The following is a 16,352-nucleotide window of genomic DNA, read 5'->3' as shown; positions in this document are numbered from 1 at the left end:
GAGTTCGCTACGCAAAGACACGTCCTTCCCATTTTCCCAAGCGAGGAATCCATGACCATTTCCGTTGGCGACAAGCTGCCTGACGTGACCTTCAAGACGATGACCGCCGATGGCGCCAAGCCGATCACCGGGGCCGAGATTTTCTCGGGCAAGAAGGTCGTGCTGTTTGGGGTTCCCGGCGCCTTCACACCTACCTGCAGCAACAACCATTTGCCGGGTTATCTCGAGAACCACGATGCCATCCTGGCGCGCGGCGTCGACACCATCGCCGTCGTTTCGGTCAATGACGTCCATGTCATGGGCGCCTGGGCGCACTTCACCGGCGGCGAGGGCAAGATCCTGTTCCTCGCCGACGGCAGTGGCGATTTCGCCAAGGCGGTGGGCCTCGATTACATCAGCAACGATATGGGCCTGCGCTCGAGGCGCTTCTCAATGATCATCGACGACGGCAAGGTCACCGCGCTCAATGTCGAGACCAAGCCCGGTGTCGACGAGTCCGGTGCGGCTCATATTCTGGGGCAGCTCTGAACTTCAGCGACAACGTCGGGCTGGACCGCAACGGTTGCCGCCGCCCGACGATCGCCCTTGTATTCCAGGGATTGCCTTTGGGGGGACCTCGATGTTTGACATATTCTGGCGTGCTATCGCGATCGGCATCGGCGCCACGGTGGCGATGGATCTCTGGGCCATTTTCCTGCACAAGGCGTTCGGGCAGCCACGGCCGAACTGGGGACCGGTCGGGCGCTGGGTCTGGCATCTCCGCGACAAGGTCTTTCACGATGATATCGGCGGTGCAGCGCCCTACGCGCATGAAAAGGCGCTGGGCTGGGCCTTTCACTATTTTGTCGGCATCGTCTACGGCATCATCCTGGTGGTGCTGGCCGGAGCGGGCTGGCTTGCCGCGCCGACATTCCTGCCGGCCTTCATCCTCGGCATCGTCACCGTCGGCGCCGGCTGGTTCCTGCTTGCACCCGGCATGGGCGCCCGTTTGGGCGCCACGGACCGGCCCCCCCCCCTGCACAAACCTGGGCGGAACCTGGTGTCGCACACGGTGTTCGCGCTCGGGCTTTGGGGCACAGCGCTGCTGATCCGATAAACAGCTCGCTAGAATAGACGGTTCAGATCCCGCCGGCCGTCCACCACACGGACGATTTCAACCCACTCAACAGGGCCATCATCCGTGTCCGGAATCGTTTCGTAGAGCAGTACAAACGGCGCCTCCACCAGCATCCGTACTGAAGACCTGACATCGGGTCGCCTAACACCCATGCGCGGATGGTCTGCCAGCTGCAAGGCCCGCGCTTCTAGTTGATCATAATAGCGATCGGCCGCTCATATGTTTTCGCTGCCTATCATCACGTAGACGTCGATGAGGTCCGCCTTGGCCGCAGGTGACCAGACCAGCCTAACTGTCATTCCGCGAGGCTTCCGCCAGCCTTCGCCGAGCTTCCTTTCGCAACGCGTCGAAATCCACAGGCTCCGGCCTCCCACTTGCCTTGCCTTCATCCCACAGGTGCCTTAGCCGGCGGATATCGTCATGCCGAAGTTCACGCTTGGCCAGCCAATCCCGCACCGCTTCACGCACAATCTCGCTTGCGGTGGCATACTCGCCCGCCTCGACAGCCTCACGCATCACAGCTGCTTGTTGCGGGGTCACAGCCACGCTCATTTTTTCTACGTTTGCCACGCCGTTCCTTATCGCATTTGCTCTATGGTAGGAAATATTACTCCCATCCGTATTCTGGAGCAACTGCGACGCCACCAAAGGCCTTACGTCCGCTGGGCGCTGGTCAAGGCAGCCTGTCGTCGGCCGTCAACCGTTGATAACGCGATGCGCGCCTAGCCGCGCCGCTCCGGAAATTCAATAGCTCTGAGTAGAGCGCCGCACTTTCGCGATTGCCGGTTGTTTGGCCGGCGCAGCAGGCTTTGGCGCTGCTGCGGACTTGAACGGGCCTTTCTTGAACGGCGCCATGCCTTCGCGCGCGAGTTCGTCGGCGCGCTCGTTCTCGACATGGCCGTCATGGCCCTTGACCCAGTTCCAGGTGACCTTGTGGCGCTTGTTTGCCTCGTCGAGCGCCTGCCAGAGTTCACCGTTCTTCACAGGCTTCTTGTCGGCGGTCTTCCAGCCGTTCTTCTTCCAGCCGTGGATCCACTTGGAAATACCGTCCATGACATACTTGCTGTCGGTGTGAAGGTCGACCGTGCACGGTTCCTTCAGCGCGTTCAGCGCCGAAATGGCGGCCAACAGTTCCATGCGGTTGTTGGTCGTCTCGGCTTCGCCGCCGGAAAGCTCCTTGGTGGTGCCGTTGAAGCGCAGGATCGCGCCCCAGCCGCCGGGGCCGGGATTGCCCGAACAGGCGCCGTCCGTGAAGATCTCAACCTGTTTGCTCATGATACCCATATCAGGCCAATCCATATTCCGAAGACGATTTGATCGCCCGGTGGAACCGCATCCTTCTGATGTATTCGGTCGGATCGCGTTTCATCACCAGCCCGCCATCGGGAACGGTCAACCAGTCGTACAGCCGGGTCAGCATGAAGCGCAACGCCGAACCGCGCGCCAGCATCGGCAGCGCAGCCTTTTCCTGGTCGCTCAGGGGCCGGACGCTCTGGTAGCCGGCGAGCAGCGCCTTGCCCTTGGTGAGATTGAAGGAAAAATCCTTCTCGAAGCACCAGGCGTTGAGACAGGTGGCGACATCGTAGGCGTAGAGGTCGTCGCAGGCGAAATAGAAATCGATCAGGCCGGACAGTTTTTCGCCGAGGAAGAAAACGTTGTCGGGGAAAAGATCGGCATGGATGATGCCTTGCGGCAGGTCTTTGGGCCAGTTGCGCTCGAAATCGGCGAAGTCGGCATCGACCTCGGCGGCCAGACCCGGCTCGACCTCGTCTGCGCGATCGCGCGCTGCATCCCAGAGCTTGCGCCAGCCGTCGATGGCCAGGGCATTCGGACGCGTCATCGAAAAATCGGCGCCGGCCAGATGCAATTGCGCCAGCGCCTTGCCGACCTCGGCACAATGCGTTGCTGTGGGCCGCCGCAACGAAAGCCCTTCCAGGAAGGTGATGATGACCGCCGGCCGGCCGGCGAGCGTGCCGATGACGCTGCCGTCATGCGCGGTCACCGGCAGCGGGCAGGACACGCCCTTGTTGGCGAGATGGCCCATCAGCCCCAGGAAAAACGGCAAATCCGCCTTTTCGACGCGCTTCTCATAGAGCGTCAGGATGTAGGAACCGCTGGAGGTGTGCAGCAGAAAGTTCGAGTTCTCGGTGCCTTCGGCGATGCCCTTGTAGGACAGGAGATTGCCGACCGGATAGTGCTTCAGGAATGCGCCGAGTTCGCCTTCCGCAACGTCGGTGTAGACCGCCATGTGGCTTACGCGGCTCCATTGACGAAGGCCATGTCGGCCCGCGTCAGTTCGACATCGCGCAATACCCGCATGACCGGAAAATCCTCCGTTTCCGTGGCCGTGACGGCCAAATCGATCGTGACATCGAAGCGCTGCCGGAACGCGTCGATGATCTCGTCGACGATGATTTCGGGCGCCGACGCGCCGGCCGACAGGCCGAGCGTCGAGATGTTGCCGATGTCATTCCACGGAATCTCGGCGGCGCGCTGCACGAGAAGCGACATGGTGGCGCCTGCACGCTCCGCGACTTCGACAAGTCGTCGCGAATTGGAGGAATTCGGCGCGCCGACGATCAGATAGAGATCGGCGCCCGGCGCGGTGTCCTTGACGGCTTCCTGGCGGTTGGTGGTGGCATAGCAGATCGATTCCGCCGCCGGTGCCTGCAGCGCCGGAAAGCGATCCTGCAAGGCGCGGATGATGCCGGCGGTGTCCTCGACCGACAATGTGGTCTGGGTAACGAAGCCGAGCGCCTGCGGATCGGCGGGCGAGAGCTTTGCGGCATCGGCTTCGGTTTCGATCAGCGTCACCGCTCCGTCCGGCAACTGGCCCATGGTGCCGATCACCTCGGGATGTCCGGCGTGACCAATCAACAGCACATGACGGCCGAGCCGCTGATGGCGCATCGCCTGCTTGTGGACCTTCGACACCAGCGGGCAGGTGGCATCGAGATAGAAGAGATTGCGCGCCTTCGCATCCGCCGGCACCGATTTCGGCACGCCATGCGCCGAGAACACGACGGGCGACTGCCGATGTTCGGCCGGTATCTCGGAGAGTTCCTCGATGAAGACGGCGCCAAGGCTTTGCAGCCCCTCGACGACGTAGCGGTTGTGCACGATCTCATGGCGGACATAGACCGGCGCGCCATATTTCTTCAGCGCCAGCACGACGATCTGGATGGCACGGTCGACACCGGCGCAGAAACCGCGCGGCTGGCAGAGCCGGATCGTCAGAGGTGGTTTGGTGGTTGTCTGAAGCATTAAATCCGGGCCGGTTGATCAAAGCCGAAATGAGGTGCGCACCCCTGCCCTGTCAAGGGCATCAGCCGCGTTCATTCGTCTTTCGCGGGACGGCGAAGCCGCAGGATGAGCACGGCTGCGAGCGCCGCGGCAAGCCCGTACCAAGTCATCGCATATTGCAGATGGCTGTTCGGGAGGTCGATGATGGTGACTCCGCCAACCGGCAAGCCGCCTGGGTTTGGCGTCTTGTCTGCGTCGATGAAAATCGGCACCAGCGCGGCGCCCGCCGGCAGACCGGCGCTCGCAGCCATCACGTCGCGGTCCTTCCAGTAGAAGATGTTCTTCGCCACGTCGTTGTCGGGCAGCATCATCGACGGCTTCGCCGGCAGCGGGTTGCGGGCCAGCCCGGTCACGGTCACTCTGCCAGTCACCTGTCCCTTGGCGCGCTTGGCGGCGTCCTTCAGATCGTAAGGCACGAAGCCGCGATTGATCAGGACGAAGCGGCCGTCGTCGAGCGCCAGCGGCGTGTAGACATTGAAGCCGGCGTCACCTTCCCAGGTTGCGTAGAAATGGCGTTCGCCTTGATGCAGGAACGTGCCGGTGACGGTAACCGGCGTATAATCGACATCCCCGGTGGCGGCGAACTCTTTCTCGACCGCAACCAACGGCAAGGGCGCCGAATGGGTGCGCCGGTCGATGGTCTGAAGAAGACCTTCCTTCCAGTACAGGCGCTGGACCTGCCAGGTACCAAGCGCCAGCAGGATCAGGAACAGCACAAGGCCAAGGCCAAGCAGCAATGCCGTCCCAGGCCGCGATCGGCCGTCGGCTTTAACGGATGCCTCGCTCATTCGCCACGATCCAACCGGCCTTCGGCCGCCTTGTTGCGGTATTGCAGCGTCAGCAACACGCCTTTGATCAGCCTCAGCGCCGCCAGGCACAGCACGATAGCCAGCGGAATCCAGACCAGCAGATGCAGCCAAAGCGGCGGGCTAAGCGTGACTTCAACCCAGAGCGCCAGGCCGACAATGAGGAAGCCTATGATCAAGATGACGAAGACCGCCGGCCCGTCGCCGGCATCGGCGTAGGAATAATCGAGGCCGCAATTGCCGCAGCGCTTGCCGACAGTGAGGAAACCGGCAAACAACCGCCCCTCGCCGCAGCGCGGGCAGCGGCCATGCACGCCGGCCGAGATCGGATCGATCGGCGGCCAGATCGCCCTGTCTTCACTCATGGGAGCGTCGTCGCTCATTGCTTACCGCTCGATTTCGATCGGTGTGCCATCGGCCACCAGCGCCCAGATTTCGTCCATGTCGGAGTCCGTAACCGCAATGCAGCCGTCGGTCCAGTCGACCAATTGAAGCAGCCAGCCCCACCAGCCATAACCATTCGGTTGGCCGTGGATCATGATCATGCCGCCCGCGTCGACATTGCGCGCCTTGGCGGCGGCCTCATCGTCGGCATTGGGGTACGAGATATGGATCGATTTGTACGCGATGCTGTTCGGGTTGCGCCAGTCGAGGACATAGTTCCCCTCGGGCGTGCGTTGATCGCCCTCCTGGTGCTTGTGCCCGACAGGATCGCCACCGAGCGCGATGCCGTAGTTTCGCAGGACCTTGCCGTCGCCGATCAGTTCCAACCGGCGTTCGGCCTTGTGGACACGCACCAGGTCCACCTTCTCGCCGGCAAAGGCCGGGAGTGCCGCGATCATCAATGCGCAAATGGCCCGGAAGATTGTCAGTCGCATTGGCTATCGATCAGCGATCATTGCGCCAAAAAGAAGAAGGCGGCCACGTTGCCGCGGCCGCCTCCAGAAATGAAAATCCCCTTGGGCGGATCAGTGGCCTTCGATCACAGCGCCGACCGATCCCCAGACGTAGATCGAGGCGAACAGGAACAGCCAGACCACGTCGACGAAGTGCCAGTACCAGGCGGCCGCCTCGAAGCCGAAATGCTGCTTGGGGGTGAAATCACCCTTCATCGCCCGGATCAGGCAGACCAACAGGAAGATAGTGCCGATGATGACGTGGAAACCGTGGAAGCCGGTCGCCATGAAAAAGGTGGCGCCATAGATGGAATCCTTGAAGGCGAACGGAGCATGCATGTACTCGTAGGCCTGCACCATGGTGAACAGCATGCCGAGGCCAACAGTCAGCACCAGGCCGTTGATCAGGCCTTTGCGATCGCCATGGATGAGCGAATGGTGCGCCCAGGTCACCGTGGTGCCGGACAGCAGCAGGATGACGGTGTTGTAGAGCGGCAAATGGAAAGGATCGAGAACTTCCATGCCCTTCGGCGGCCAGACACCGCCGGTAAACGCGGTGCGGGCATATTGCTGGGCTTCGCTCGGAAACAGGCTGGCATCGAAATAGGCCCAGAACCAGGCAACGAAGAACATCACCTCAGAGGCGATGAACATGATCATGCCGTAGCGCAGATGCAGCGACACGACCCGCGTATGATGACCCTCATGCGCTTCCTTGATCGTGTCCGACCACCAGGCGAACATGGTGTAGAGGACGATCACGAGGCCGATGAAGAACAGCCACGGATTGGCGATGTTGAAGCCGAAGATCGGGAACGACCCGCCCTTCAGATATTCCATCAGGGCGACACCGCCAAAGGCCATGACGAGCGCCCCTACCGATCCCAGGAAAGGCCATGGGCTCGGGTCGACGAGATGATAATCATGCTGTGGTTTTGCGTGCGCGTCTGCCATATCAACCCCCGAGATTTGCTTCGGTATTCGAATTTGTCTTGCTGTTGCCACCGGCCGGCTCCGAGGAGGCGACCGGCTTGGTCTTCTCGACCGGGAACATCGTGTAGGACAGCGTGATCGTCTTCACGTCCTTGAGCTCCGGCACATTGACGATGTCGGGGTCCACGTAGAACAGGACCGGCATGTCCAGCGTCTCCCCGGGCTTCAGCGTCGTGTCGGTGAAGCAGAAGCACTCGACCTTGTTGAAATAGGGACCTGCCAGTTCAGGCTGCACGTTGAAGGTAGCGCGGCCGGTCACGGGACGATCGAACTTGTTGGTCGCCTGATAGTGCGCCTGCACGGTCTCGCCGATCTTCATCGTCATCGAGCGCTGGACCGGCTGGAACTCCCACGGCACGCCAGCGATGTTGGCATCGAAGCGGACAGTGATCTCGCGGTCGAGCACGCGGCCGGCATACTGCTTCTCGGCACGTTGCGTCGTGCCGCCATAGCCGGTCGCCTGGCAAAACATCTTGTAGAGCGGCACCGCGGCATAGGCCATGCCGATCATGCCGGTGAAAAAGGCGAGGCAGACAGCCGCGACGATGACGTTGCCGTTCTTGCCAGCCGCTTGTTTTGAGGTCTCGACGCTCATCACATCGTGCCCAGATTGTGGCCGAACTTCACGATCGTCGCGATGTAGAAAATGACCACCAGCAGCGCCAGCGCCACACCGATGGCGATAGAACGGCTGCGCTGCGCCTTCTTCTGACGCTCGGTCAACGTGACGGTCTCGAGCTTTTCCTCGATCATGGTCATGCTCCACCCATGGCAAGCGCGCGTTCGACAACGCTGTCGGCCAGATAGGCAGCGAAGATGGCGAAGAGATAAAGCAGCGAATAGGCGAACAGGGCCTTGGCCGGTTTCATGACGCGATCATCGTCGGCCATGCCAAGCACTTTCCACGCGTACCAGACAAAACCGACTCCCAGAAGCAGGGCGGCCACGCCATAGAACGGTGTGGTGTAGCCAAGCAGCCACGGCAGCACGCCGACCGGGGCAAGCACCAGCGCATAGGCGAAGATCTGGCGGCGGGTCGAAGCGTGGCCGGCGACGTTGGGCATCATCGGAATGCCGGCCTTGGCATAGTCCTCGGACTTGAACAGCGCCAGCGCCCAGAAATGCGGCGGCGTCCACAGGAAGATGATCAGGAACAGGACAATGCTTTCGAGGCTGACTGTCCCGGTCACCGCGGCCCAGCCGATCACAGGCGGAATGGCACCGGCGGCCCCGCCGATGACGATGTTCTGCGGCGTCCAGCGCTTCAGCCACATCGTGTAGACGACGGCGTAGAAAAAGATGGTGAAGGCCAGCAGCGTCGCCGCCAGCCAGTTAACCAGCACGCCGAGCGTCATCACCGACAGCACCGACAGCACCAGCCCGAAGGTCAGCGCTTCGTGCGGCTGGATGCGACCGGCCGGGACCGGGCGGGTGGCGGTCCTGGTCATCACCGCATCGATGTCGGCATCGTACCACATGTTGAGCGCGCCGGAGGCACCAGCACCTATTGCAATAGCCAGGATGGCGATCACCGCCAGCAGAGGGTTGATGGTCACGGGTGCGGCGACAAGGCCGACAAAGGCGGTGAACACCACCAGCGACATGACGCGCGGCTTCAGCAGCGCGAAGAAATCGCCCGCCGTCGCTTCCGACATGCGAAAGCCCGCTTCGTCAATCAATGGGTCGTCGACAAGGGCCATGCGTACTTAAGTCCATCATCCGTTGGCCAAAACCGCCGGCGGACCGGCGGTTTCGTATTCGAGCGGGCAGCCGCCTTACCTGATTTTCGGCAGCTGTTCCCACTGGTGGAAGGGCGGCGGCGAAGGCAGCTGCCATTCGAGCGTCGTTGCGCCCTCTCCCCATGGGTTGGCGCCGGCGATCCGCTTCTTCTGGAAGGCCTCGAACACGCCATAGAGGAAGATCAGGACGCCGATGGCCGAGATATAGGAGCCGATGGACGACACATAATTCCAGCCGGCAAACGCATCGGGGTAGTCGATGGTGCGGCGCGGCATGCCGGCGAGACCGAGGAAGTGCTGCGGGAAGAAGATCAGGTTCACGCCGACGAAGGTGACCCAGAAATGGGTGTTGGCGATGACGGGCGAATACATGTAGCCGGTCATCTTCGGGAACCAGTAGTACCAGCCGGCGAAGATGGCGAACACCGCGCCCAGTGACAGCACGTAGTGGAAGTGGGCAATGACGAAATAGGTATCATGCAGCGAGCGGTCGAGGCCGGCATTGGCCAGCTGGACGCCGGTGACGCCGCCGATCGTGAACAGGAAGATGAAGCCCAGCGCCCACAGCATCGGCGTCTTGAACGAAATCGACCCGCCCCACATCGTGGCGATCCAGGAGAAGATCTTCACGCCTGTCGGCACCGCGATGACCATGGTGGCGAAGACGAAATAGCGCTGCGTGTCGAGCGACAGGCCGGTCGTGTACATGTGGTGCGCCCACACGATGAAGCCGACGGCGCCGATCGCCACCATGGCATAGGCCATGCCGAGATAGCCGAACACCGGCTTCCTCGAGAAGGTCGAGATGACGTGACTGATGATGCCGAAGCCTGGCAGGATCAGGATGTACACTTCAGGGTGACCGAAGAACCAGAACAGGTGCTGGAAGAGGATCGGGTCGCCGCCGCCGTCGGGCGCAAAGAAGGTGGTGCCGAAATTGCGGTCGGTGAGCAGCATGGTGATACCGCCGGCCAGAACCGGCAACGACAGCAGGAGCAGGAAGGCGGTGATCAGCACCGACCAGGCAAACAGCGGCATCTTGTGCAGCGTCATGCCAGGCGCGCGCATGTTGAAGATGGTGGTGATGAAGTTGATGGCGCCGAGGATCGACGACGCACCGGCAATGTGGATCGACAGGATCGCCAGATCCATGGCCGGCCCGGGCTGGCCCGAGGTCGACAGCGGCGGATAGAGCGTCCAGCCGCCACCGACGCCGAAGGCGCCCGGCGCGCTCGGCACGAACATCGAGGTGAGCAGCAGGATGAAGGCCGGCGGCAACAGCCAGAAGGAGATGTTGTTCATGCGCGGGAACGCCATGTCGGGCGCGCCGATCATGATCGGAACCATCCAGTTGGCGAAACCGCCGATCAGCGCCGGCATGACCATGAAGAAGATCATGATCAGGGCGTGCGCGGTGGCGAAGGCATTGTACATGCTCTTGCCGCCGTCGATCGCGGCGTCACCGTTCATGCCATAGACCATCTGCGCCAGGCCGCTGAAGATCTGGATGCCAGGCTCCTGCAGCTCCATGCGGATGGCGACCGACAAGGCACCGCCGATGATGCCGGCCATGATCGCGAAGATCAGGTAGAGCGTGCCGATGTCCTTGTGATTGGTCGAATAAACCCAGCGGACCCAGCCGTGATAAGGCTTGTGGTCATGCCCGTCGTGAGCTGCAGCGTCTGCCATGTTCCGCTCCGTTCCCTAAATCTTGCTAACCCGCGGCATCAGTTGCCGGCGGCCGCTACCTTGTTCTGGCCGTCGACCTCGGCCATCAGCGTCTTGTTGGCGCCGGGCAGATCGGTCTTGGCTGCCGCCAGCCAGGTCTTGAACTGCGCATCGGAGACGACGCGGATGGCGATCGGCATGAAGGCATGATCCTTGCCGCAGAGCTGCGAGCACTGGCCGTAAAAAATACCTTCCTTCTCCGCCTTGAACCAGGTCTCGTTGGTGCGGCCCGGAATGGCATCGATCTTGATACCGAACGACGGCATGGCAAAGGAGTGGATCACGTCGGTCGCGGTGACGAGCACGCGGGTCATGGTGTTGACCGGCACCACCAGTTCGTTGTCGACGGCCAGCAGACGCGGATAGACCTTGCGGTCCTCCTTGCCGGCGCCGGCCCGATCACCGTCCTGGAGGATCGCGGAGTTGAAGGAGAGCGTGTTGTCGGTCTGGTACTCGTAGTCCCAGTTCCACTGGTTGCCGGTCGCCTTGACGGTCAGCTTTGCTTCTTCCGGCGGCGTATATTGCGCGGTCAGCAACTGGAACGAGGGAATTGCCAGGCAAAGCAGGATGACGACCGGACCGACAGTCCAGATCACCTCGATCAGCGTGTTGTGGCTGGTCTTGGACGGAACCGGGTTGGCGCTCGCGCGGAATCTGACGATGCAGTAGGCGAGCAGAAGCAGCACCAGGATGGTGATCGGGACGATGAACCACATGGTGTAGTTTCCGAACCACTCGATCTGCCGCATCATGTCGGTCGCCGGCGCCTGGAAGGTTGTCTCCCAGTTCTTGGGCTGGTCGGCATGGGCGGATGCGCCGGCGAAAAACGTGATAGCGGCACAAGCACTTAGAAACTTGGCACTTGCTGGAACCTTGGCGTTTGCCAGGAAATTTCTCATCGCCCTCATCGTCTCCCAGTTCCTCGCTGCGGTACCCACGAGAATAATGAACAATGCCGGGACGGGAATCCCGACAGTTTCAAGCTGGTTCAAACCATACTCTTTTTCCCTCCGCAAGAAAGGAGCGGACGAAACCGTGCGGCATTTTTGCGCGCAAGCCCGGATGTGCCTTTGGAGGCAGCCGCGGCAGCACCGAATCGCCTACAGTGAGCCCGCAGCAGCATTCCCGCGGGCCGCAGGTGCCGAACGTCGCAATTCGGGCGAAATTGGCAGGGAAAAGCGCCCTATTGGCTTTTTCGGGGCAGACCTGGTGCGGTCTCGTCCTTTACTTGGCTTTGGCGCGGCTTAAAGTGCCGTGATTCGCAATGGAGCCGTCATGAATTACTGGCTTTCGAGAAACTCTCGGTTTTCGAGAAACTGGGCGAAGGTCATCTTTCTCGCCGCCCTGTCTGGCATCGGCTTGTCCGCGATCGTGTCCGGCACGGCCAACGCCGCGCAGCCGAGCGGCACCGTGCGCTCGACGCATGGCGCATGGTCGATCATCTGCGACACACCGGCCGGCGCCACCTCGGAACAATGCGTGATGATGCAGAACGTCGTCGCCGAGGACCGTCCCGAGATGGGACTGTCGGTCGTCGTGCTGCGCACCGCTGACAACAAGGCGGAGATCCTGCGCGTGCTGGCGCCGCTCGGCGTGCTTTTGCCCAACGGGCTCGGCCTCAATGTCGACGGCAAGGATATCGGCCGCGCCTATTTCGTGCGCTGCTTCCAGGACGGCTGCTATGCCGAGGTCATTCTCGAAAAGCCGCTTCTCGACACGCTGAAGACCGGCACGTCGGCCACCTTCATCGTCTTCCAGACCCCGGAAGAAGGCATCGGCATCCCGGTCGACCTCAAGGGTTTTGCCGACGGCTTCGCCGCGCTCCCCTGACAGCCCGGCGACATCACCGACTTCATCAACCAGAAGTGACATCGGCGGGCTGCTGGCAAACCGCTTTTGTCTTCACAATGCGGCAGAACGATTGTCTCGGCGCACCTTCGCGCCTACATCGTGGCAAAGACCCATTCCTCCTGTGAACGGACGCGCCATGAACAGCCTGATCGGCCAATTCGACATTTCAGACGATCGAATCAAGCAGATCGTCGCTGAGACCATCAACGGCGCCGATGACGGCGAGCTGTTCCTCGAATACAGCGAGAGCGAAGCGCTGATGTTCGACAACGGCCGGCTGAAGACCGCCAACTTCAACACCGACCAAGGGTTTGGCCTGCGTGCGGTTGCCGGCGAAGCCAGCGGCTATGCCCATTCCAGTGACCTGTCCGAGGCCTCGCTGCTGCGCGCGGCCGATGCCGTTTCGACCGTCAAGGGCGGCTATTCCGGCACGCTTGCCGCGGCACCCGCCCGCACCAACCGCCATCTCTATGGCGAAGAGAACCCGATCCCCTCGCCTTCCTTCGAGGCCAAGGCAAAGCTCTTGCAGGAAATCGATGCCTGGCTGCGCGCCGAGGATCCGCGCGTGCGGCAGGTTTCGGCATCGCTCGCCGCATCCTGGCAGCATGTCGAGATCGTGCGCGCTGATGGCCAAATGGTGCGCGACATCCGCCCGCTGGTCCGCATCAACGTCTCCGTCGTGGTCGGCGATGGCGACCGCCAGGAGAGCGGCTCCTACGGCATGGGCGGCCGCAAGGCGTTTGGCGAATTCCTGGTCGAGGACAGCTGGAAGCACGCCGCCAAGGAGGCGCTCAGGCAAGCCCTGGTCAATCTCGAGGCCATACCGGCGCCGGCCGGCACTTTCGACATCGTCTTGTCCAGCGGCTGGCCGGGCGTCATGCTGCACGAGGCCGTCGGCCATGGGCTGGAAGGCGATTTCAACCGCAAGAAGACCTCGGCCTTCGCCGGCCTGCTGGGCCAGCAGGTCGCCGCCAAGGGGGTGACCGTCGTCGACGACGGCACGATGCCCGAGCGGCGCGGCTCGCTGACCGTCGACGACGAAGGCACGCCTTCGGCCCGCAATGTGCTGATCGAAGACGGCAAGCTGGTCGGCTATATGCAGGATCGCCAGAACGCCCGGCTGATGGGCATGAAGGCCACCGGCAACGGCCGTCGCGAAGGCTACGCACACCAGCCGATGCCGCGCATGACCAACACCTATATGACATCAGGCGACATGGAGCCGGACGAAATCATCGCCTCGGTCAAGAACGGCATCTATGCCGTCTCCTTCGGCGGCGGCCAGGTCGACATCACCTCTGGCAAATTCGTGTTCGGCTGCACCGAGGCCTACATGATCGAGAACGGCAAGGTGACGCAGCCGATCAAGGGCGCCATGCTGATCGGCAACGGGCCGGACGCCATGCACCGCGTGGCGATGATCGGCAACGACATGAAGCTTGACACCGGCATTGGCATGTGCGGCAAGGCCGGACAGGGCGTGCCCGTCGGCGTCGGCCAGCCGCATCTGCGCATGAACCAGATGACGGTGGGCGGTACGCGGGTCTGATGCGATGGCCACTGGAGAAAAATCCGTTGCCTCCAGTTCAACCGACGATCAGGTCACACGGCCTGCTCCGGTCTTTCCCCCAACGCGACCCGAGGATGTGTTCGGGTCGCTGCCCAACAGAGGCAAGTCGAAAACATTGAGAGAAATGGAAACGGGCGTGCTCGCGGAAGCACGGCGTCGCCAAACCAGCGAATGATCTACCGCCTCTTCTTCGGCTTCTCCAGCAGCGCCACTGCCTCGACATGCGGCGACCACAGGAACTGGTCGATCGGGGTGACGCTTTTCAAGGTGTAGCCACCGTCGAGCAGGATGCGCAAATCCCGCGCGAGCGTCACCGGATTGCAGGACACCGCCGCAACGTAGGGAACATCCGAGCGGGCGATCTGCTTCGACTGGTCCTCGGCGCCGGCGCGTGGCGGATCGAACACCAGACCGTCGAACGCATTCAACTCCTTGAACGTCAGCGGCCGGCGGAACAGGTCGCGGCGTTCGCCCGTCACCCGCTTCAGGCCAGTGGCGAAGCGTGATCCCCGGTCGAGCGCCGAAAGGGCTGCCGCATCACCCTCCACCGCATGGACTTCAGACTTCGCGGCCAGGCGCAGAGCAAAACTGCCGCAACCGGCGAAAAGATCCGCCACCTTCTTGGCACGCTTCAGATGCCCGCCGACGATATCGGCCATCGCCTGTTCGGCGGCCTCGGCTGCCTGCAGGAACGCGCCCGGGGGCAAGGCGACAGCGACGCTGCCGAACATGACGACCGGCTTCCTCGGCTCGATGATGATTTCGTCATCGATGGATAGCCTGGCAAAGTCCTGCGCCATGACGAAATTGGCCGCGATACGGCGCTGGTGCTCGCCGAGCTTGCCGGATTCGTGAACCGCGACATCGAGCCCCGAACCGGTCACGGTGACCGTCATGCGGAACGACTTGGTGGTGGCGCAGACCAATTCGGCGAGCGCCTTCAAGCGATCGAGCGCGGCAACGATCTCAGGCAGCGAGATCGGGCATTCCGATATGGCGATGATCTCTGGCGACAGATGGCGGTGGAAGCCGAGCAGCATGCCTGTATCGGTGCGCCGGGCGGCAAGCGCGACACGGCGGCGCGTCTGCGGCGCGCAGGCGACCAGTTCGCCGATCTCGCAATCGATGCCCTTGCCCTTCAAGGCGTGCACCACCTTTTCGCGTTTCCACTGGTGATAGGCTTCGGCTTCGAAATGCTGGAGCGCGCAACCGCCGCATTCGGTGAAATGGCGGCAGGCGGGATCGATGCGAAGCGGCGATGCTTCCAGCACCGCCATCAGCATGGCGCGGTCCCTTTCGCGCGCGGCGGTGACCGTTTCACCGGGCAGTGTGAAGGGAATGAACAGATCGCCTGTCTCGGTTTCGGCGATACCGTCGCCCTGAGCGCCAAGTTTCCTGATGCTGAAGCGCGTGCTCATCGATCCTTGATCCCACCGAGCAGGAATTCGCGATTGCCGTCGCCGCCTTCGATCGGCGACAAATGCAGCCCGAGCGAGCGCCAGCCGGGGACGGCATCCAGCCAATCCTGCAGCAGGCCGGCGACACGGGAGGCGTCGTAGGGGTCTTTCAACAGACCACCCTTGCCGATCGCATCACGGCCCGCCTCGAATTGCGGCTTGACCAGAAACATGGCCTTGGCGCCAGCCTTCGCCAGACCAAGCGCCGGCGGCAGCGCCAGTTTCAGCGAGATGAAGCTGACGTCGGACACGATGAAATCCGGAATACGCCCGCTGAGATCGGCGACGGCGAGGTCGCGGGCGTTCAGTCCTTCGATCACCGTCACACGCGGGTCGCCGCCGATATCAGGATGCATCTGGCCATGACCGACATCGATGGCGGTGACATGGGCCACGCCGCGCTCGAGCAACACCTGGGTGAAGCCGCCGGTCGAGGCGCCGATGTCGAGCGCTTCACAGCCGGCAGGGTCAAGGCCGAAATGATCGAGCCCACCGATCAGCTTGAGTGCCGCGCGCGACACATAGCCTTGCGCCGGATCATCGATGGTAACAAGGCATTGCGGCAAAACGCTCTGGCCGGGCTTGCGCGCTATGACGCCGTCAACGGTCACCGTGCCACGCTCGACCGCGTCGCGGGCACGTGAGCGGCTGGCAAACAGCCCGCGCCGGACGAGGAGGTCGTCGAGCCGCTGGCGTGCGCTGGCTGGCAGAGGGGAATTCATCGGCCTTCATGGCGAAAGCCGACGACGATGGCAAGAGCGCCGGCTGGAAGCATTTCGTCTCCCGTTCCCATCATCACGCCCAGCATCTTGGACCGCGACGATGGTGAGGCGTTCCGTCCCGCCGACCATCCTTATGAATATCCATGCGTTACGCCCGTTGAGACGGATGA

19 protein-coding genes and 1 pseudogene are annotated in these 16,352 nt (G+C 62.4%); 4 read left to right on the top strand and 16 right to left on the bottom strand.

Features of this window, described 5'->3' with window-relative positions; all coding sequences use genetic code 11:
- Positions 1-51 precede the first annotated feature (51 nt).
- Together NKH52_RS13260 and NKH52_RS13255 are read left to right on the top strand one after the other, a co-directional pair.
- Positions 52-528, top strand: coding sequence for a peroxiredoxin (locus NKH52_RS13260; protein ID WP_023808596.1), 477 nt, complete (start codon positions 52-54; stop codon positions 526-528).
- Between the two features lie 91 nt (positions 529-619).
- Positions 620-1,096 carry a DUF2938 domain-containing protein gene (locus NKH52_RS13255; protein WP_352967141.1) on the top strand — a complete coding sequence of 159 codons (477 nt, stop codon included), beginning with the start codon at positions 620-622 and terminating at the stop codon, positions 1,094-1,096.
- Positions 1,097-1,104: 8 nt separating this feature from the next.
- Here the strand turns inward: NKH52_RS13255 and NKH52_RS13250 are convergent.
- The 14 genes and pseudogenes from NKH52_RS13250 to coxB all read right to left on the bottom strand — a co-directional run bounded on the left by NKH52_RS13250 (position 1,105) and on the right by coxB (position 11,481).
- Positions 1,105-1,416, bottom strand: a pseudogene (locus NKH52_RS13250) (type II toxin-antitoxin system RelE/ParE family toxin).
- The gene (locus tag NKH52_RS13245) at positions 1,406-1,687 is read right to left on the bottom strand and encodes a ribbon-helix-helix domain-containing protein (protein ID WP_352734531.1); all 282 of its coding nucleotides are present in this window, start codon (positions 1,685-1,687) and stop codon (positions 1,406-1,408) included. The pseudogene NKH52_RS13250 and the gene NKH52_RS13245 overlap by 11 nt, the downstream one beginning before the upstream one ends.
- Before the next feature lie 174 nt (positions 1,688-1,861).
- Positions 1,862-2,392 carry a ribonuclease HI gene (rnhA, locus tag NKH52_RS13240; protein WP_352734533.1) on the bottom strand — a complete coding sequence of 177 codons (531 nt, stop codon included), beginning with the start codon at positions 2,390-2,392 and terminating at the stop codon, positions 1,862-1,864.
- 10 nt (positions 2,393-2,402) lie between these two features.
- Positions 2,403-3,365 carry a homoserine kinase gene (locus NKH52_RS13235; RefSeq protein WP_352734535.1) on the bottom strand — a complete coding sequence of 321 codons (963 nt, stop codon included), beginning with the start codon at positions 3,363-3,365 and terminating at the stop codon, positions 2,403-2,405.
- A gap of 5 nt (positions 3,366-3,370) precedes the next feature.
- On the bottom strand, positions 3,371-4,381 hold the full coding sequence (gene ispH, locus NKH52_RS13230; protein WP_352734537.1) for a 4-hydroxy-3-methylbut-2-enyl diphosphate reductase: 1,011 nt from the start codon (positions 4,379-4,381) through the stop codon (positions 3,371-3,373).
- A gap of 71 nt (positions 4,382-4,452) precedes the next feature.
- Positions 4,453-5,208, bottom strand: coding sequence for an SURF1 family protein (locus NKH52_RS13225; protein WP_352734539.1), 756 nt, complete (start codon positions 5,206-5,208; stop codon positions 4,453-4,455).
- Positions 5,205-5,591 carry a DUF983 domain-containing protein gene (locus tag NKH52_RS13220; protein WP_352734541.1) on the bottom strand — a complete coding sequence of 129 codons (387 nt, stop codon included), beginning with the start codon at positions 5,589-5,591 and terminating at the stop codon, positions 5,205-5,207. Before NKH52_RS13220 ends, NKH52_RS13225 begins: the two co-directional genes overlap by 4 nt.
- Before the next feature lie 21 nt (positions 5,592-5,612).
- Positions 5,613-6,104, bottom strand: coding sequence for a L,D-transpeptidase family protein (locus tag NKH52_RS13215; RefSeq protein ID WP_352734543.1), 492 nt, complete (start codon positions 6,102-6,104; stop codon positions 5,613-5,615).
- A gap of 90 nt (positions 6,105-6,194) precedes the next feature.
- A complete protein-coding gene (locus tag NKH52_RS13210; protein ID WP_352734545.1) occupies positions 6,195-7,076 on the bottom strand; it encodes a cytochrome c oxidase subunit 3 in 882 nt (293 codons plus the stop codon).
- Position 7,077: 1 nt separating this feature from the next.
- Positions 7,078-7,710, bottom strand: coding sequence for a cytochrome c oxidase assembly protein (locus tag NKH52_RS13205; RefSeq protein ID WP_352734547.1), 633 nt, complete (start codon positions 7,708-7,710; stop codon positions 7,078-7,080).
- A complete protein-coding gene (locus NKH52_RS13200) occupies positions 7,710-7,874 on the bottom strand; it encodes a cytochrome c oxidase system small membrane protein (protein ID WP_024503613.1) in 165 nt (54 codons plus the stop codon). The genes NKH52_RS13205 and NKH52_RS13200 overlap by 1 nt, the downstream gene beginning before the upstream one ends.
- Entirely contained in the window at positions 7,871-8,815 is a 945-nt protein-coding gene (locus NKH52_RS13195; protein ID WP_127290860.1) for a heme o synthase, read from the bottom strand. The genes NKH52_RS13200 and NKH52_RS13195 overlap by 4 nt, the downstream gene beginning before the upstream one ends.
- 75 nt (positions 8,816-8,890) lie before the next feature.
- Positions 8,891-10,543, bottom strand: a complete 1,653-nt coding sequence (ctaD, locus tag NKH52_RS13190) for a cytochrome c oxidase subunit I (protein ID WP_352734549.1) — start codon at positions 10,541-10,543, stop codon at positions 8,891-8,893.
- A 38-nt stretch (positions 10,544-10,581) separates the two neighbouring features.
- The gene (gene coxB / locus NKH52_RS13185) at positions 10,582-11,481 is read right to left on the bottom strand and encodes a cytochrome c oxidase subunit II (protein WP_502908024.1); all 900 of its coding nucleotides are present in this window, start codon (positions 11,479-11,481) and stop codon (positions 10,582-10,584) included.
- A 376-nt stretch (positions 11,482-11,857) separates the two neighbouring features.
- Here coxB and NKH52_RS13180 point away from each other — a divergent pair, with 376 nt between their 5' ends.
- Together NKH52_RS13180 and tldD are read left to right on the top strand one after the other, a co-directional pair.
- Complete coding sequence (locus tag NKH52_RS13180) at positions 11,858-12,412, top strand: invasion associated locus B family protein (RefSeq protein ID WP_023808613.1); 555 nt, start codon at positions 11,858-11,860, stop codon at positions 12,410-12,412.
- A gap of 157 nt (positions 12,413-12,569) precedes the next feature.
- Positions 12,570-13,982, top strand: a complete 1,413-nt coding sequence (gene tldD, locus NKH52_RS13175; protein ID WP_352734553.1) for a metalloprotease TldD — start codon at positions 12,570-12,572, stop codon at positions 13,980-13,982.
- A gap of 197 nt (positions 13,983-14,179) precedes the next feature.
- Here the strand turns inward: tldD and NKH52_RS13170 are convergent, their stop codons facing one another.
- Positions 14,180-15,421, bottom strand: a complete 1,242-nt coding sequence (locus tag NKH52_RS13170) for a class I SAM-dependent RNA methyltransferase (RefSeq protein ID WP_352734555.1) — start codon at positions 15,419-15,421, stop codon at positions 14,180-14,182.
- Entirely contained in the window at positions 15,418-16,182 is a 765-nt protein-coding gene (locus tag NKH52_RS13165) for a TlyA family RNA methyltransferase (protein ID WP_352734557.1), read from the bottom strand. Before NKH52_RS13165 ends, NKH52_RS13170 begins: the two co-directional genes overlap by 4 nt.
- Between the last annotated feature and the right edge of the window lie 170 nt (positions 16,183-16,352).

The organism is Mesorhizobium sp. M1066 (assembly GCF_040318635.1).
GTDB lineage: Bacteria > Pseudomonadota > Alphaproteobacteria > Rhizobiales > Rhizobiaceae > Mesorhizobium.
This window is presented reverse-complemented; position numbering and strand designations above follow the sequence as displayed.

Coding starts and splice junctions, on each gene's coding strand:
- NKH52_RS13260 (WP_023808596.1), top strand. CDS start 52: ATGACCATTTCCGTTGGCGACAAGCTGCCTGACGTGACCTTCAAGACG.
- ctaD (WP_352734549.1), bottom strand. CDS start 10,543: ATGGCAGACGCTGCAGCTCACGACGGGCATGACCACAAGCCTTATCAC.
- NKH52_RS13165 (WP_352734557.1), bottom strand. CDS start 16,182: ATGAATTCCCCTCTGCCAGCCAGCGCACGCCAGCGGCTCGACGACCTC.
- tldD (WP_352734553.1), top strand. CDS start 12,570: ATGAACAGCCTGATCGGCCAATTCGACATTTCAGACGATCGAATCAAG.
- NKH52_RS13215 (WP_352734543.1), bottom strand. CDS start 6,104: ATGCGACTGACAATCTTCCGGGCCATTTGCGCATTGATGATCGCGGCA.
- NKH52_RS13180 (WP_023808613.1), top strand. CDS start 11,858: ATGAATTACTGGCTTTCGAGAAACTCTCGGTTTTCGAGAAACTGGGCG.
- NKH52_RS13200 (WP_024503613.1), bottom strand. CDS start 7,874: ATGACCATGATCGAGGAAAAGCTCGAGACCGTCACGTTGACCGAGCGT.
- NKH52_RS13170 (WP_352734555.1), bottom strand. CDS start 15,421: ATGAGCACGCGCTTCAGCATCAGGAAACTTGGCGCTCAGGGCGACGGT.
- NKH52_RS13220 (WP_352734541.1), bottom strand. CDS start 5,591: ATGAGTGAAGACAGGGCGATCTGGCCGCCGATCGATCCGATCTCGGCC.
- ispH (WP_352734537.1), bottom strand. CDS start 4,381: ATGCTTCAGACAACCACCAAACCACCTCTGACGATCCGGCTCTGCCAG.
- NKH52_RS13195 (WP_127290860.1), bottom strand. CDS start 8,815: ATGGCCCTTGTCGACGACCCATTGATTGACGAAGCGGGCTTTCGCATG.
- NKH52_RS13210 (WP_352734545.1), bottom strand. CDS start 7,076: ATGGCAGACGCGCACGCAAAACCACAGCATGATTATCATCTCGTCGAC.
- NKH52_RS13255 (WP_352967141.1), top strand. CDS start 620: ATGTTTGACATATTCTGGCGTGCTATCGCGATCGGCATCGGCGCCACG.
- coxB (WP_502908024.1), bottom strand. CDS start 11,481: ATGAGAAATTTCCTGGCAAACGCCAAGGTTCCAGCAAGTGCCAAGTTT.
- NKH52_RS13225 (WP_352734539.1), bottom strand. CDS start 5,208: ATGAGCGAGGCATCCGTTAAAGCCGACGGCCGATCGCGGCCTGGGACG.
- rnhA (WP_352734533.1), bottom strand. CDS start 2,392: ATGAGCAAACAGGTTGAGATCTTCACGGACGGCGCCTGTTCGGGCAAT.
- NKH52_RS13235 (WP_352734535.1), bottom strand. CDS start 3,365: ATGGCGGTCTACACCGACGTTGCGGAAGGCGAACTCGGCGCATTCCTG.
- NKH52_RS13205 (WP_352734547.1), bottom strand. CDS start 7,710: ATGAGCGTCGAGACCTCAAAACAAGCGGCTGGCAAGAACGGCAACGTC.